The sequence below is a fragment of the Bacillus sp. PK5-006 genome (assembly GCF_054161415.1).
Map to the genome: position 1 here is coordinate 3,331,585 of NZ_CP096414.1, position 18,360 is coordinate 3,349,944.

Annotated in this window: 2 protein-coding genes; both read right to left on the minus strand. The window is 46.2% G+C overall.

All coding sequences use genetic code 11. From position 1 onward, the window contains the following. Positions 1–5: 5 nt before the first annotated feature. On the minus strand, positions 6–8,201 hold the full coding sequence (locus M1D84_RS17145) for an amino acid adenylation domain-containing protein (protein WP_440179665.1): 8,196 nt from the start codon (positions 8,199–8,201) through the stop codon (positions 6–8). Positions 8,202–8,214: 13 nt separating this feature from the next. Then, on the minus strand, positions 8,215–18,348 hold the full coding sequence (locus M1D84_RS17150; protein WP_458106344.1) for an amino acid adenylation domain-containing protein: 10,134 nt from the start codon (positions 18,346–18,348) through the stop codon (positions 8,215–8,217). Positions 18,349–18,360 lie beyond the last annotated feature (12 nt).

Here is an 18,360-nt window from a genome sequence, read left to right on the forward strand (position 1 = left end):
CGTCTTTACCCCTTTATAATCGTTTGAAGAATCCGTGCCAGTTCATCTGCCTGCGGTCTTTTCATCATGGTGACATGATCGCCTTTGATGTGGTAATACGAGCACGACTCTTTCGTATAAGCCTCCCAATCTGCGAACTTCTTCTGGAAATCGCTTGCGTGATCACTGCTTTGGACAATATAAAATGGCACAGGAAATGGTTCTTTTTCTAATTCAATGGCTTGTGACATGATCGTATTATGCGTTTGCATTTGCAAATATTTATCTAAATATTGATCATTCATGAATTGATGAACAACTTCATCCTTTTCTGCCTCTTTGAGAATTTTCTGCTTCACTTCTTGGAAGCTCAATCCTTGTAAAGCTTCTGGCTGAATGCCGACCAGGTTCCCCATTCCAAGGACAAGCGCGAGCATTTTTACTTCTTCTTCGTTCATATCGGCATGAAGTGCCTGATCTGCCTCATCTCTTAGCACTGGGACCGTATCTAAAATGATGAGTCCTTTCGGTGCTTTTCCTGCATGAGAGAGCCGCTGATTCATTCCGTAGGCAAGATGCCCGCCCATTGAATGCCCTGCGAGATAGTCAATCCCCGGACGATAGAACGTTTCAATGGCTTCTATAAAAAGGGTCACAAGCTCCGTGTAATGGAGGAATTGCGGCTCTTCATCCTCATATAGACCAGGAGACTGCAAGGCATACACAGCACCTTGATGTGTCATGAGCTTAGCAACATCAATATAGCCCATCACCGTTCCACCAGCAGGCGGCGCGAAGAATATTCTCGGTTCGGCTGGATCGCCTTTTTTCAGCTCGATCACGTAGTCCTTCGGAGACCTTTCGACGTTCTCAGCGGCTTCTGGCACTGCATCCAAATGTGCGGCTAATTGCGCAGGCGCCGGGTGCATGAAAATCCATTTTGGATCAACACGAACACCTTTTTCTTTTAATTTGGCCACAGCCTGAATACTCATAATGGAATCGCCGCCCAGATCAAAGAAGGAGTCATGCATACCTACTTGCTTCACACCAAGCACTTCCTTGAAAGCTGCGACAATCCGCTCCTCCGTTTCGGTGACCGGTTTGTCGTCATCATGGGAAAGGGAAATTGTTTCTGTTGGCTCTGGCAATGCTTTTTGATCAACCTTTCCGTTCGTTGTCACCGGCATTTCATCCAGTACGATAAAGTAACTTGGAATCATATAGCCTGGCAGGCTTTCCTGCAAAAAGGCTTTCCAGCCCGGAACAGGATTGTCTCCGTTTGTTACAAGGTAGGCCGCCAGCCGTTTTGAGCTGCCATACGTTTTGGCGATGACTGTACATTCTTTGACTTGTGGATGCTTGAGCAGGGCTGTCTCAATTTCTCCGCATTCAATTCGGTAGCCTCTAATTTTCACTAGATGATCTTTTCGGCCGAGATATTCAATGGTGCCATCTGATCGCCATGTACCAAGGTCGCCTGAACGATACAGCTTGTCTCCCTTTAGTTCAGGAAAAGGATTGTCAATAAATCGCTCCTTTGTCTGCTCTGGATCATGAAGATAGCCTTTAGCAAGACCAGTTCCGCCGATATAAATTTCTCCTTTGACGCCTGTTGGTACTGGGTTGAGCGCATCGTCCAGTATGACGACAGTTGAGTTCGACACCGGCACACCAATTGGAACTGATTTTGCGCCTACTGGCACGTGTGTGACTTGATGTGTTGTGGCTAATGTCGTATTTTCTGTTGGACCGTAAGCATTGACGAGCGCACCTTCCATATGCGGCAGTGCCTTTCGTGCATGCTCACTAGACATGGCTTCCCCGCCAACGAGTAATGTGCGGTAGCCTGCCACACTTTTCGGATCGTGCTCCACCAGTCGATTAAATAAAGCGGTTGGCAGACAGTTGGCAGTCACTTGATACGTTTTGATGAATTGCGTTAATTCTTCCATATTCAGTGCTGCATATTTTGGGAGCAGAATCAGCTGACCGCCATTCAGCAGCATCCCCCATAATTCAAATGTAAAAGCATCAAAAGCATAGTTTGAGAGCTGAAGCATTTTGTCATCTGGACCGAGCTTGATATAGTTTGTTTCTCTAACTAAGCGGACAACTCCTGCATGAGGAAGCATCACGCCTTTTGGTGTACCTGTTGAGCCTGATGTGTAATTGACATAGGCGATCTGGTCTTCATCTATAATCGATGATTCTCTTTGATACACTGCATTTGTTTCTGGTATTGGCTTGTCCATAATAATCCTTGTACCTGTAAAGCCTACTAGACGATCTGCAAGATGAGACTGGGTGATGATCACATCGCTTTGCGTATCACGAACGATGAGACGGATGCGTGCATCAGGATATTCAGGTGACATCGGAACATATGCAGCACCAGATTTGATGATTCCTAGGACCGACACAATCATGTCAAAGGAGCGATCAAATAGCATCGGGACAAGGGAGCCTGGTCCAATCCCTTTTGACTGCAAGTAAGCAGCAAGCTTTGTTGCCTTCTTATCCAAGGTTTCATATGTCATGTGTTCATCCATATAGGACAAGGCAATACGATGCGGATCACGATTCACCTGCTCTTCAAACAATTCTTGAAGCGTTCGCTTTGGATATGGCGTATCTGTTTGATTTTTCCCTAGAATCATGGCCGCCTGTTCCGCTTTGTCCATTAAGCAATAATCAGCAAATGTACGCTCAGGCTGTGCCGTCATGCCATCTAGCACATGGAGATAATAGTTCATATAACGATGGACGGTCTCTTGATCAAATAAGTCCGTATTGTATTCCACCTGAATCGACAGCTGCTCTTCCTGTTCAAATACATGCAGGGTGAGATCAAATTTAGATACTGTATGATGGACCATCACATGTTCACTTGTCAGCCCTTTAAGGTTTACATCGAGCGAATCGGTGACATACCCCATGGCCGCCTGAAAAATAGGGGATCGGCTTAAATCTCTATCTAACGAAAGGTCATCGACAAGCTTGTCAAATGGATAATGCTGATGCTCAAACGCTTTTAACGTCATCTCTTTCACGTTTTCCAAAAGATCGGCGAACGTCTCTGCTGTTGAGACGTCCTGTCTCAGCGCAAGTGTATTCACAAACATCCCAACGAGCTGCTCTGATTGCTTGGCATCCCGGCCCGCGATAGGCGATCCAATGATGATATCTGTCTGTCCGGACAGCTTGTGAAGCAGGACGTAGTACGCGGACAGCATCGTCATGAACAATGTCGTGCCCTGCTGCTTGGACAAAGCCTGCAAGCGGCGGATAAGCGGTTCATCCAGTACGATTTGCTCTGTAGCACCGTTAAATGTTTGAACCGGCGGACGAGGACGGTCAAACGGCAGCTCCAGCACTGGAAGTTCACCTTGTAACGTATTGAGCCAATAGGTTTGGTCTTCTTGATGATGCTTTAATTGTTCATTTTCCCAATGTACATAGTCTGTCCATTCGATTTCTAAGGCTGGGAGCTGCGGCGTTTCATCTGCAAGCAGCGCTTCATACGCCACTTCTAATTCCTGAATGAGCAGGCTGAGTGACCATGCATCTGAAATGATGTGGTGCTGCGCGCAAAGGAGATAATACTCCTCCTTGCCCATATCTACTATCGTCCACTGCGCAAGAGGTCCTCTTTCTAAATCATAAACGCGGTCTGCCTCTTGCTGAATGAGCTGCTTGAGTCTTCTCGCTCTTGTTTTTTCATTAAATAACGAGAAATTTGCCACTGTCACAGATGGCGGAAGGTCTTCACGAATGAGTTGAACCGGCTTGCCGCCAAGTGATTTAAATACTGCCCTAAGTGCTTCATGCCGCTTTGTTAAAAGACCAATCGCTTTTGTTAATGCTTGAATGTGTAATGGTCCTGTCAGCTTCCAAGCACCTAATATATTGTAATGATGGCTCTTTTCTAATGTGGATAAGAACCAAATACGCTTCTGGGCATGTGACAGCTCATAGCTTGTTTGCTTTTCAAGCTTTGGAATTTTAGCTTCCTGAACGGCTGGCGCCCCTTTGATGTCATCAACCATTTTCGCCAGATGTGCCAGATGTTTGCTTTCAAATAATATTTTTAAAGGCGCCTTCATTGAAAATTCATGATTGATCCGGGAAATGGTTTGAGTCGCCTTTAGTGAATGTCCGCCAAGGTCGAAGAATTGATCCTCTTTATACACGCGATCTACATCTAAAATGTCCTCCCATATGGCGGCAAGAAGCTGCTCTGTCTTCGTTTCTGGCAATTGCTTTTCAAGGCTTTGTCCATTTTTGTCATGATTCAATTTGAGTGCTTCATGATCAATAGAGCCATCTTGCTTTTTCGGTATTTCCTGTACTTGCTGAATGTCCCATTTGCTTGCTGCGACGCTCGTGATCTCTTCAACATTCACTTCTTCGCCAGGCTGAACGGTGTAAAAAAGCTTTTTCTCAAAGACCGGTATGGGAGCTGGCTGAAGATACCCGGCGATGTCTGGATTTGCTCCGTCCAGACCAATAAATAGATGCGCTTCATTGAGCCGGACACCTAGACATAATGAATGGAGACCTTGCTTCTTTCCAATCAATTGAAATCCCTTGCGAACGGTGAGAGCTGCTCCGGTATGCCCCTTAGACAAACCGAGATTATCCCACATACTGAAGTTCAAAGAGATCGCTCGTCTTCCTTCTTGAAAGGTGAGAGCGTGCGCGAGTCCATCTAAAAAGCTGTTGGCCGCAGAGTATGCCCCAAATGTTGTGCCGCCAAAAAAGCCATTGACCGATCCAAAAAAGACAAACGGTACTGTCGGATCATACTTAAAGGCTTCCTGCAGGACCCATGCCCCGTCTGCTTTCCCTGACATTTCTTTTGTGAAATCCTCTTCTGACGTATGAGCCAGTGTATACTTGTCCGCATGCTGAAAATGCTCAGACACATGACCAGCACCGGCCAAATGCAGCACACCCCGGATCGATTGTCCAAAATGCTTTTCTGTTTGATAAATCGCCTGTTCGACGTCACGGAAGTTGGTCACATCTGCTTGGATATAAATGACGTCACCAGCATCTTTAAGCTGTGAGAAGGCTTCTTTCTTTTCCAAGCTGTCTTCTAGAGATGTACGTCCGATCAAGACGAGCTTTAAGCCAAATTGGAGCATCTGCTTAGACAGCTCAAACCCAATCCCGCCAAGTCCTCCAGTTAATAAATAAAGACCTTCATATTCTAAAAATCCTTCTGTTTGAGGCGCTTCAATCATATTGACTTTTTCCAGCTTTGGTACGAATCTGTCTCCATTTCGGTAAGAAACCTCTGCTTTTATATGAATCGCAGACAATTCTTCCGCAATATGCTTGGCATCCTGTTCTACATTCTCCGCTTCAATATCAAGATGAGACACCTCTGCTCCTTCCCATTCTTGCGGAATGGTTTTTAGCAGACCTACAAGCGGCGTTTTCTCCACATGAAGATCGTCTTCAGGCTTCACAAATTGACCACCTTTTGTCACAACGACAAGACGGATAGGCACTTTATTTGCTTGTCTCAATGCTTGATACAAGTACAAAATGGATTGATTGGTGCTGGCATGCAGCTCTTTGAACTGCGCAGGATCAACGATGTCTTCTTTGTCTGACACATTCCACAGATGGAGCATGCGGCCGATCTTTAGTTCATCTGCTTCAAGTGCGGCAATGAGCCTGACGTAATCCCCCTTGATTCTCGGATTTATCTGGTACATCCCTTTGGACAGACGCAAAAATTCATGCCCTTTTCTTACAGAAACATATGGCTGATTCTTTTGTTCAAATTGTGTGTAAAGCGATTGATAAAGTCCTTTTTCATCTTCAAAAACGAGTACATGATCAGTAAAAGGCTGAGTTGGACCGATATGCTCCTTAGCCCAAATGCGTTTGAAAAACCAGTCTGGGAGTGTTTGTTCATTTTCAGAAGCAAGATCCAGTGCCTGTTCAATGTCACGGAAGGCTCCATCTTTTAGTGCTGCGCCTAACTGGGCACGCTGGATTTTCCCACTCTCCGTTTTTGGAAATTGGTCCTTTTTCACCGGAATGATGTGATCAGGCTCTATGCCAATTTTTCGAATGATGGCCTCTCTTATCTGTTGAATTATCGCGATTTGTTCCTCTATTGAATCCCTTTGTGAGACAAAAAAGACGGCAAGCGTGTCATTGCTTGATTCGGGATTATAAATGCCGTACGCAGCGGCAAAGGTGACTTCGACTCCGTCCACCTCTTCTACAACCGCTTCAATTTCGTAATTCAAATAGTTAGCGCCGTTGATCACAATGATGTCTTTTTCTCGACCTGTCAGAACGAGACGCCCTTCGTGAATAAAGCCTAAATCCCCCGTGTGAAACCAGCCGTTTTCCGCAAAAACTTCTTGATTGGCTTCTTCATTTTGATAGTAGCCCATCATAATTGTTGGACTCTTCACCTGCAAGCGCCCAACCTGATCTTCTGGCAGCACCTCGTGATGCTCATCTACAATTCGAATCCATACAGACGGAATCGGCGTGCCGACTTCTGTAAACGTCATCTTGTTCGGATGATCGTGCGTCACATATTCGATCTCACTTGTTAACGAGGCCTGATCAATCGTCAGCTGTCCATCCTGTTCACTGTTCCGCATAAATTTCTTTGACTGAACAATGGCTGAGGATGTTTCTGACATACCGTAAGCAGGTACCATCGCATGACGGCTTAATCCGTGCTGCCCCATCATGTGCAAGAAGCGCTGCGTGACTTTCGGAACAACCGCTTCGGCTGCATTCATGATATAAGTCAGAGTAGACAGATCCCAGCTCCCCTTACGAATCTCGTCCTCATATTCATTCATCATGGCAAAGGCAAAGTTTGGCGCCCATGTCCTTGTGACACCGTATGTTTCTACCCAATCCAGCCACACCATCGGCCGCTCGATAAATTGATCGATGGAGGGACTAATCTGCTGGCAGCCAAGGTAGACGTCATGTACATGAAACATGACAATTCCACCAACATGATCAAGCGGCATCCAGTTAAGCGACACATCCTCATGTGTAAAGCCGTTTACCTGCTCAAAGGCCATAATTCTAGATAAAATGCTTTGATGATGATGACGGATACACTTTGGTATACCCGTACTTCCTGAAGACAGCAGCTGCAGCACAGGCTCATCCGGCTCTGGCTCATAATGCTGTTCATCTGGTTCATACGCCAGCAATGCTTCAATTGTTAAGATAGGCATGACCTTTGCTTCAAATGTCTCACGCAGCCCAGCAATGTCCTCAGCACTTGCTTCATTCGTAATAATGAAAGGTTCATTTTGCAGCTGAAACACGCCCTTCAGCTTATTCACACCTTGATTCACTTCATCATAAACAGGCGGCACAGAGACTGGGGTCGGAATGATTCCTCCGAGAATACAGCCCCAGAACACCGTGATAAAATCTTGATGTTCTTTCAATTGAAGTAACACTTGATCACCGTTTGACAGTCCTGCTGCCCTTAAACCGGACAGAACACGTTCAGCGCTAGTTAGTAATTCAGGATAGGTTTGGGTCAACGTACGCCCGCCTTCTTTTAAATAAGTCACCCCGCGGTCTGGTGACATAAAGGCTGATCGAATCAGCACCTCTGTCAGTGTGACAGGTGTGCCTGGTTTTTTGATCACATCTCCGCCATACACAAGTGCGGGCGGCTTCTCATGTAGAGATGATGGTTTTGTTTTGCCCGCTTCACTTTTTGAAATCGGTCCGTTCCCTTGAGTACGCTGTCGATCAGGAAACAGGTCATCTAGATGATAGGGCGTACGTTTTTCTGACTGAATTTCAATGAAAGCGGCCGCTTCCTCTACTCCATCTATAGCTTTGGTGCGCTCTTCTATCTTTCTTAATTCCTCTTGATCTATGATTTCAATTGAAAGCAGTGCCTCTTTGTCAACTGCTCCACTTTCTGTCTTTGGCAAAGAAGGTAATAAGACAAGAGCAGCTGGTACTTCATGAGGGTGAAGTGGACCTTTCATCAGGTCCTCCCTTGTCAGCGAAGGGTCCTTCGCCTGTGCAAATAGCACAAGCGATAGACTGCCTTCTTGATTTTTCTTCGGAATGATGGCACATTCCTTAAGCGGAAAATGAAGCATCATGACTTGCTCTAATGCTTTGAGGTCCATCCGTTTTCCATTGATTCTGACGATATGATTTGCTGCATGTCCTTTTCGTCTACTCACTAGCATCGTTCTTCTCCTCCTACATCCAATCCAAAATCTGAATCTTGTTTTCTTCAGTCCAAACGCCGACATCCCCTGTCGGATAGAGGTATTCGCCAGTTTGATGTTTGAATGGATGCGGAATTTTATGCGTCTCCATCCAATCGGCAAGCTCCCCGCAAATTGCTTTAATATCCTTTGCGCCGATAAAAACATCTCCAGAAAATCCTACCGGCATGAGCTGATGCTCTTCGCTCAGGACATATATTTCCGTCTCACAGGAAGGATCATGCACACCTGAATAGACCTCTTCTTGATCTGGGTACAGCACGCTGACTTGTGCGTTTTTCGCCCAATCGGTGATCATCCGCTCTTTTTCTTCATTCGTGACGATCGTGAAGGAAGAGAGAGGTATCTCCATTTGTTCTGTCATCGCTTCAAGTGTGTGGATCAGCTGCTGCATCAGCGCTTGTATTTGCTTTTCTGTATATTGATTGAAGCGGTATGTGACCCGCAGCTCCAGCGTATCTCCCGGAACTGCCACAAGGGTCAGATCATAGTTCGTTTCTTCATGACTCGCAATGTCTAAAATGCGTACCCCGTATGGCTCGATAGATTCAATCGGATAGTTTTCAAACACGACAATGCTGTTAAACAATGAATCTCCATTCGGGATGTGGGTCAGCTGCTGAATATCTGGCAGTACGGTATATTCGAATTCCCGCATCTGAAAAACTGTGTCCTGCGTATGTGCCAGCAGCTTGGAAATGGTCCACTCTGGCGTGATCGGCAAACGGAGCGGCAATGTGTTAATAAAGAGCCCTGTCATGCTTTCAACCTGTGGTAAATCCGCCGGCCGTCCTGATACTGTCACTCCGAACACAACATCCTCTGATCCTGAATGAAGATGCAAAAGCAGCCCCCATGCTGTTTGAATCAATGTGCTCATTGTCACCTTCTGCGTGCCTGTCATCTTTTCGAGTTTCTGCTGCATCTCGGGCGTTAGTTTGATACTTAGTTGATCAACACCTGCATCTTCATCCGAAGCCTGCCCGCCGTCTCCTGGTAGCGGTGTAGCCTCCTCTACTCCTGACATATAACCTTTCCAGAACGCTAGCGCCTTCTCTTGATCCTGCTTTTGCAGCCACTCGATAAAATCTTTATATGGACGGACAGCAGGAAGATCCACCTCCCGTTCATCCACAAGAGAGCGGTACAAAGAAAAGGATTCTTCAATAAAGCTGAACAAGCTCCAGCCATCGATTAAAATATGATGAAAGCTAAAAATAAACGTGCATGTGTTTTCATCCCGATGGAATAAAGTAATACGAATCAGCGGTTCATCCGTATCTTCTAGTTTGAAATCCTTTAAACGATCTGTTTGCAAATATTGCTGGATGGCTTCCTTCTGATCCGTTTCGCTCAGGTGGCGCACATCGTGCTGAGTGAGATGAATGCTTCCTTCTGATTGAATCAACTGAACAGGCTCCTTTAGCCCTTCCCAAGCAAATGTTGTCCGCAAAATCGAATGCCGCTCTACAAGCAGATTCCAGGCCTTTTCATAGGCTGCGCCGTCCGTTAAGCCTACGAGCGTCATATGCACTTGACCAAAATACGCCTGTGACGCTTGATCTAATAGAGCATGAAACAGCATCCCTTGCTGCATTGGGGATAGTGGATACACATCCACTACATTGTCTGGGAGATCATCGATTTGCTCTTGCGTCAGCTGAACCATTGGAAAATCAGATGGCGTAAAGCCGCCTTTTGTCTCTACACAATGCGTCAGAATATCCTCCATTTTTTCTTTGAACCGTTCAGGTAACAGGCGCACCTCTTCATACTGAAGCAGTTCACGGTTTATCATAAAATTCATCTGAAGCTGACCGTTCACAACATATCCGTATACATCGATCAAATGCTGTCTTTCTGCTTTTGGATCATGTACAAGTCCATTTCGTTCATCTGCTAAATAAAGATGTGCTTCACCGTCTATTTGATCTAACTGTCCAAGATAATTAAAGCTCATTTGCGGCGCGGCCTTTTTGAGTAAACGAGATGCTGTCATGTATTGAAGCAAGCCATAGCCGATTCCCTTTTGCGGCACAGCTCTTAAGGTTTCTTTGACATCTTTGATTTGTCTCTCAATATCGGTTTGAATAAAAGGAATAAAAATAGGATAAGAGCTTGTAAACCATCCGACTGTTCGTGACAAATCCATCTGTTCAAATAAATCCTCGCGCCCGTGCCCTTCTAACGTGATGAGCAGCGGCTTTCCAACGGCTTGTGTGAGTCCTGATAAGAGTAAATCGTTTACCTCTGTTCGGTACGCTTGTGATGCCTGTCTTAATAAAATATCTGTTTGATCCTTCGTCAATTGAATAGACAGGATCTCTGCATGTTCTTCTATATTGAAAAGCGCAGGTGTTTGAAAAGGAGAACCCTCTTCCTCTTGACTGATGATATTTTGCCAAAAAGGAACCTGCTCTTGTAATTGATCGGTTTGTGCATATTCATAAAGAGTCTCTGCCCACTGCTGATAGGACGCAGTTTTCTTTGCAAGCGCGATTTCCTGCCCTGCCGCAAGCTGCTTCAGTCCATTTAATAGGTCTTCCTGTATGATGCGCCATGAGATTCCATCCATTACAAGATGATGGGCAGCGATAAAGAGTTCAGACGTGCCATCACTTGTGTGAAAAAGAATGGCTTTGATGACTTCTCCCCGTTCTAATGACAACGTTCCTTGACAGGCGGCGGTCTCCATGCGGATTTGTTCCAGCGCTTCCTCCTGAGAAACACCCGTCAAATCAAAGAAGGAGACACAAGGGGTGATGCCAGGCTCACGAATGGTTTGAATCCACGAGCCATCTTCTGCTTTTGTATATACCGCTCTCAGCATATCGTGATGATCGACAATTTTTGAGAGAACCTGTGTCAGCTGCTTTAGCTGTATGGATTGCTTGAATTCCATATGCGCTGATAAATTCCAATAATCTTGGTTTGTCATTGATTGCTCAAAGAACCATGATTGGATTGGAAGCAGACGAACATCTCCTGTGACAGGCGACTGATCATAGAACGCAGCAGCATCTGACCTTTTCATAGCAAGTGCCAGCTGTGAAATCGTCTGTTTTTCAAATACATCTCTCGGCTGAATGACATAGCCTTCCTGTGCTAAGCGCGCCACCATTTGTATGACAATAATCGAATCTCCGCCAAGCTCAAAGTAGTTATCATGTACGCCAATCGAAGGCGTACCGAGCAGCTGAGTCCATACTTTTTCCAGTACACGCTCTTCCTCACTGAGTGCCCTGTCAGCCGGTTTGTCCACTTCTTCCTGTCTCCACTCTGGCGGCGGGAGACGTTTTTGATCTACCTTGCCATTTGCCGTGAGCGGGAGTTCCTCCAGCTCTATTAATAGGCTTGGCACCATATAATCTGGCAGTATTTCTTTTAATTGATGGCGAATGTCTTGCGTGGTCATGCTGCCCTTTTGGACAAAGTAACCGATCAATCGCTTATGACCACTCTCATGCTGATGCGGAATGACCGCACATTCTATGATGTCTTCAAAGCGCAGCATAGCAGCTTCAATTTCTCCGCATTCGACGCGGTGCCCGCGAATTTTCACTTGATGATCGATTCTTCCAAGGCAGTCGATGATGCCGTTTGGCAGCCAGCGGCCCATATCGCCTGTTTTATATAAACGCGCTCCTTCTTGGAAAGGATGCGGGATAAATGATTGCGATGTTTTTTCTTCATCTCCAAGGTATCCGAGTGCAAGCCCTGTACCTCCTACGTAAATCTCTCCAATAACACCTTGCGGAACCGGCTGTAGCTGGTCGTCTAGTACATAGGCCTGAGAATACGCAATTGGCTGACCGATAGGAACCGCCACCTGCCCCTCATCCAGTGCCCGAATGTGATGCACACAGGAGAACGTCGTATTCTCAGTTGGTCCATAGCCGTTTAAAAGGCCTTCAGGTAAATACGGCAGCGCTTTACGGATATGAGCAGCTGACAAAGCATCACCGCCGACCAATAAGGCATCGAATCCAGATAAAGCTTCTGGATGTTCCTCTGTTAATCGGTTAAACAGCGGCACTGTCAGAAATCCTGTTGTGATCTTGTAAGATGTCAGCGTGTCAGCGAGTGTATCCATTGATAAGATCGTATTTCGATCAGTCAGTATCAGCCTTCCCCCGTTGAGCAGGGCTCCCCATATTTCATACGTAAAGGCATCAAAGGAAAAGCTCGCGATTTGTAAAATACGCGTTTGTTCATTAAGGGTGACATAATCTGTTTCGCATACAAGCCGGATGACCGCTTGATGTGGAATTAAAACCCCTTTTGGCTGACCGGTTGATCCTGATGTGTAATTGATATAAGCGAGTCCATCAGGTTTTAAAGCAGCAGGTTTGAATTCTGCCTCTGATAAAAACTCTTCATACCCCTGATCAAGACAAATGAGCTCGGTTTGACTGATCGAGACTTGTTTCAGCCATTCATTTTTTGTCAGTAACAGCTGAATACCTGTATCCCTCAGCATATAATCAATGCGTGCATCTGGATATTCAGGATCAATTGGGACGTAGGCCCCGCCTGCTTTCACAATCGCCAGCACCCCAAAAATCATTTCAGGCGACCTGTCGATCAGAAGCCCTACTGGTTCATGCGGCTTCACTCCTCGCTGCTGCAGATAAGCGGCAAGCCGGTCGACTTTCTCTTGTAACTCCTGATACGTCCACTGTTTTCCCCCAGATTCGAGGGCGATCGCATGAGGTGTCTTTTTCACCTGTGCTTCAAACCGTTCTGTGATGAGAAGCGGGCCTGCTAGTTGTTCTGTTTTGCCGCTCCATTCATAGAGCAGCTGCTGCCTCTCTTTCTCTGGCAGATAATTCATTTGTCTGATCGGCTGTGCTGGATTTTCACAAATACATGCAAGCAGCTGCTCGTAGTAACGAAGGAACCGTTCCATCGTGTCGTCAGAAAATAAGTCTGCATCATACTCTAGTTTTAATTGAAGACCCTCCGCCCCTTCAAAAACAAACAGAGAGAGATCGAATTTGGCTGTATCATTATCTTCAATAGCTAAAACAGATGTCACCTCACCCATCGGAGAAGCTTCAAGGGGCAGGTTTTGCAGAACGAACATGACCTGAAACAGCGGCTGCTTCCCAGCCTCACGTACAATATTCAGCTCATCTACGACCATCTCAAACGGCACATCCTGATGCGCATAGGCACCCATTGTTGTTTCCTTCACTCGCTCTAATAGCTCTGTGAAAGCCGGATTCCCGCTATGATCGATCCGAAGTGCCAGCGTATTCACGAAAAATCCGATGAGCTGCTCCATCTCCGTCCGATTTCTCCCGGCAATGACGGATCCAATGACAAACTCATCCTGTGAAGACAATCGATGCAGCAAGGTAGAGAAAGCCGAAAGTAATGTCATATAAAGGGTGCTGTCTGTTTTCTGAGAAATAGCAGACAGCTGGTCAGACAGCGGCTTCGATAAGCGGTATTTTTTCGTTTTTCCCCTATAAGATTGAACGGCCGGACGCGTGTAGTCATACGGCAGCATCAACTCTTCCACAGGTACCGCAAATTGCTCCTTCCAATAGGAAAGCTGCTTCTGAAGCGTTTCTCCCGTCAAATACTCCTTCTGCCATAGTGCGTAATCTGCATATTGAATCGGCAGCGGTGAGAGAACAGGCTCTCTCCCTTCGATGATCGCTGTATACCATTCGGACAGCTCCTTTGCGGCAATGCCAATCGACCAGCCATCTGACACGATGTGGTGAATGGACATCAGCAGCAAATGATCTGTTTCTGACAGCCGAATCAGCTTCGTGCGAAAGAGTGCATCATGCTCTAAGCGGAAAGGCGTGCCCGCTTCTTTTTTCGCCCACTCAGCCGCTTTTTGTTCTTTTTCTTTCTGTGATGCCAAATCCGATACATCGACCACCTCAAGCGCTGGAAGAGTCATATGCTCATGTATGATCTGTACCGGTTCATCGCCGTTCATCGCAAAGGATGTTCTGAGTGATTCATGCCTTTGCACCATTTGCTGCAGGCTGCGCTGAAGCACCTTTACATCTAAAGGTCCATTCATCCGAAAGGAAATCGTATTATTGTATAATGCTAGATCGGGCTGTAATTGATAGAGAAACCACTGTCTTTGCTGGGCATAGGACATCGGAAGCTCCTGACCCTTTTCTATTTTCCGTATCAGAATCGCTTCATCGGCTTTGGCATGTGAATCAATCCACTCCGCTAACTCTCCAAGTCTCGTATGCTCAAAAAGAACAGCGAGCGGCACGTCAAATCCCGTTTTCTGTCTAACAGCAGACAGCATTTGCGTTGCCTTGAGCGAATGACCTCCGAGTAGAAAGAAATGATCACCACAGCTGATGTTTGAGACATCAAGCAGCTCGGACCAAATGTGTGCCAAGAGTTTCTCCGTCTCAGTTTGAGGTGCTTTGTCCTCTGAAGCATGTCCACTTTCCTCTATTAATTCATTGAAATGCACTTCGTCCGGCATCCCATCCTCTGTTTCTTTCCAGTATTCTTCAGGATATAGATGGACGGAATATTCACCAGAGAGACGAGACTGTATACACGTATAAATGGACTGATACAGCCTTTCTTCAACAGCCTTTGTTTGATCGGTTTTGAAAAAGACATATATGACCTGCTCTGTTTGAGTCTCCCCCTGTATCATCTCTTGAATTTCCTGCTTCGACCGATCCAGCCCGATATAAATGAGGGGAGCATCTGTCATCAAGCATGCCAGCATAGTTTGAATGCCCGCCCGCTTTTGAATCGGGAGATAGCCCCTTTCTTTTAGCATGCCTTTGATCATCGAACCTTCACTCATTCCGGTCTTATCCCACATGCTAAAGCTAAAGCAATATGGTTTTACTGTAGATGTCAGCCTCTGATAATGAGCAAATTGTTCAACGAACTCATTGGCCGCACAATAAGCGCCAACGGTCATCCCGCCCTTTAACGTTCGAGCTGACGAGCTAGAAAGGAATAAGACATTCTCCCGTTTAGAGGCTGCTTCATGAAGCGCAATCGTGCCATATACCTTCGCTTCGTACATCGCATGTAATGACACAGACGTCATATCACGAAGCAGCTCTTCTTGAATGATGCCAGCGAAATGAATAACGCCATGCAGCCTTTTACCTAATGCCGTCTCCTCTCTTGAGATCAGGTCTTCAATGGCTTTTGCGTCAGTGATGTCCACTTTTTCATAAAGAACTGTACCTCCGTGCTTTTCCGCTTGATTCTCAAGTGAAATCAATACGTCTTGCTGCTCCGCAGATAAAGCCTCTCGCGCTTTTCTTCCAACTAGCACTAGATGCGCTTGATAGGATGTCAGCAGGTACTCACTAAGCATCCTCCCAATGCCGCCAAGCCCGCCTGTCATCACGTAAAGCCCGGATGATTCAAATGGCGGCTTCTTCATCCTCTGTTCTTTTTCCAGATGAAGCGGTGTTAAAAGAGGAGTATAACGAACACCTTCACGATAAGCGGCGATATGATGGCTTGTGTCATGTGTGAGCTCTGTCATGATCGATGATGCATGAGAACGGCCAGCATCCGGTTCTGTCAGAGAAAAATCAAGACACCGCACCTTGATAAACGGCCATTCATGCTGAACAGCTGTCATCAGTCCTGCTGTCGTTGCTTTCTCCACATCATGTGTTTGATCTTCCGGCAAATTCATCGCATTGGCAGAGACAAAGGTGATCTCTACCGGCTCATCATAGGCAGCGACCGCTTTAGTTACATATAGTGCACTCATACTGCCTGTTTTCTGGGCTTCTTTCGCCAACGCTGCATGAAGTGTATCTTCTTGAGTTGTGTAGTTCCAAAGGTGAATGATTTGTTTCACCGAAACGCCATACGAACGGAGCGTCTCAAAGAGTTGTTCGTAGTCAGACGGCCGATTCGGGTGGATGATGAAGTGTGTTTGTGTGAGTTGTGTGAATGCTTGCCCCGGTTCAACCGTAATATAAGTTTGTTCATTGCTTGAAAGGGATCTCAATTGATCTGCCAGCCCTAATGTGTCTGCAAAGATCACCGTGTCCCCTTCTGTTTGTTTTTCCGCTTCATGAAGCGGAGCAGGTGTCCACTTCTTTTGTAAACTCCAATCAGGCAAGGTGTGCTCATTTTCAAGTCTGATGTCCAGCTCCTTGATGATTTCATCGAATTCGCCTTCCTGCCATCGCTTCTTGAGCTGTGCCCTTTCTATTTTTCCAGAGCTTGTTTTCGGAAAGGCGTGCTTCTGGACAGGGATCACACGCCATGCAGTCAACCCCATTTTTGTTGCAATATGGGTTTTGATATTCTGACTTGCCCTCATGATATAAGAAGGTTCATACAGCTTCGGTGTAAAAAAGAGAATCAGCTCGTCGGATGCAGATGCTTCCATCCGGGCAGAACAAGCGGCTACAAAGCTCGTTTCGACGCCGGGTACTTCCTCTGTAATGACTTCTATTTCATAGTTGTGATAATTTTTCCCGTTGATGATGATCATGTCTTTTTCTCTTCCGGTTAATGTCAGCCTTCCTTCGTGCAGAAAACCTAAATCCCCTGTGTGAAACCAGCCGTCTGTTTGAAAGACTTCTTGATTCGCTTCGTCATTCTTGTAATAGCCCTTCATTGTCGTCGGCCCTTTAATTTGCACACTGCCAATATGATCTTCGGGAAGAAGCTCATGCTGATGATTAACGATACGAATCGTGATACCAGGAATTGGTCTTCCCAGCTCTGTAAAGCTGACGGTTCCTGTCTCACGTGCCTCCGCTGGTCTTAGCTGCTCTGTGAGTGATGTTTCCTCAAAGGTTAGAACCCCGCTGCTTTCATCTCCCCGCTCTATCGCAAAAGAGAAGACAACGGCTGAAGAGATTTCAGACATGCCGAATGCCGGTCTCATGACGTCTCCCTTTAAGCCGTGCGGAGCCAGCAAGTGTAAAAATCGGTGAATCGTCTTCGGTACGACCGCTTCAGCCCCATTGATCATACAAGTCATAGCAGAAAGATCCCAAGATCCTGATGAGATGTCTTTCTCATAATCATTGATCATCGCAAATGCAAAGTTAGGCGCCCATGTCTTCGTTGCACGGTAGCGGTCCATCCAGTCAAGCCAGCGCAGCGGCTGAGCGATAAAATCATCTGTTCTTGCCCGAACCTGTTCACAGCCCGTGTACACATTGACAAGGTGAAACATCACAATACCGCCAATATGATCTAAAGGCATCCAGTCTAACGACACATCCTCTTGTGTAAACCCATTGGCTGCCACTGTTCCTTTGACATTCGCCAGCACGCTTCGATGAGAATGCTCTACGCATTTGGGCATCCCTGTGCTTCCAGACGTTAAGATAAAAAAGACTGAATCATCCGGTGACGCGGGATAAGCTTCTATATCTCTTTCTAAAGAAAGCATCGGCTCAACGGCTGCGACACGTAACTTGTCTGTATGCCACAATAAAGCTAAGCCTTGCACCTCATCAACCAGCGAGTCATCTGTTAAAATGAGCGGATGCTCCAGCAGGTTCCACGCATGATGAAGCTTCTTCACAGAGGCATTCATTTCACGATAGGTCGGTGCAGCGGACACTAGTGTTGGAACAAATCCCCCTAACACACACGCCCAAAAGGCTGTTACCATCGCATGATTGGATGAAAACTGAAAGAACACTGGATCACCTGGTTCAAGTCCGAGCGCCCTTAAACCTGTCAGAACCCGCTCGGCATCCTCCTTTAACTGCGCGTAGGATTGTGTGAGTTCATTTTCACTATTGACGATATAAGTCAGCCCATTTGTCGTTTTTGCCGCCTCCGTTAAGGCGTCCTGCAAGGTTTGGGCTCCTGCCTTAACATCTAGATCCCCTCCATAGGAAAGGGCGGGCGGCATGTCCGCTAAAGCAGGGGAAGCCGTTTGCGTCTGTATCGATTCAGATGCGGCCTCCTGCTCCATGTGATTGTCGAGAAATAAATGAGAGAGGTGATATGGCCGCGGTCGAATGGTTTTTTCACGAGAAAAAACAGCGAAGCGTTCGATTTCGTTGGTTTGTAAAATGGTTCTCTGTACATCTTGTAAAATCGTATCCATTGATTCATGTACATTTGATTGGTTCATAATTGATGGTTTCATATGAGTTCCTTT

What these genes read in the sequence shown, in the direction of transcription:
- M1D84_RS17145 (WP_440179665.1), bottom strand. Translation starts at nt 8,201, where the DNA reads ATGCTAGTGAGTAGACGAAAAGGACATGCAGCAAATCATATCGTCAGA.
- M1D84_RS17150 (WP_458106344.1), bottom strand. Translation starts at nt 18,348, where the DNA reads ATGAAACCATCAATTATGAACCAATCAAATGTACATGAATCAATGGAT.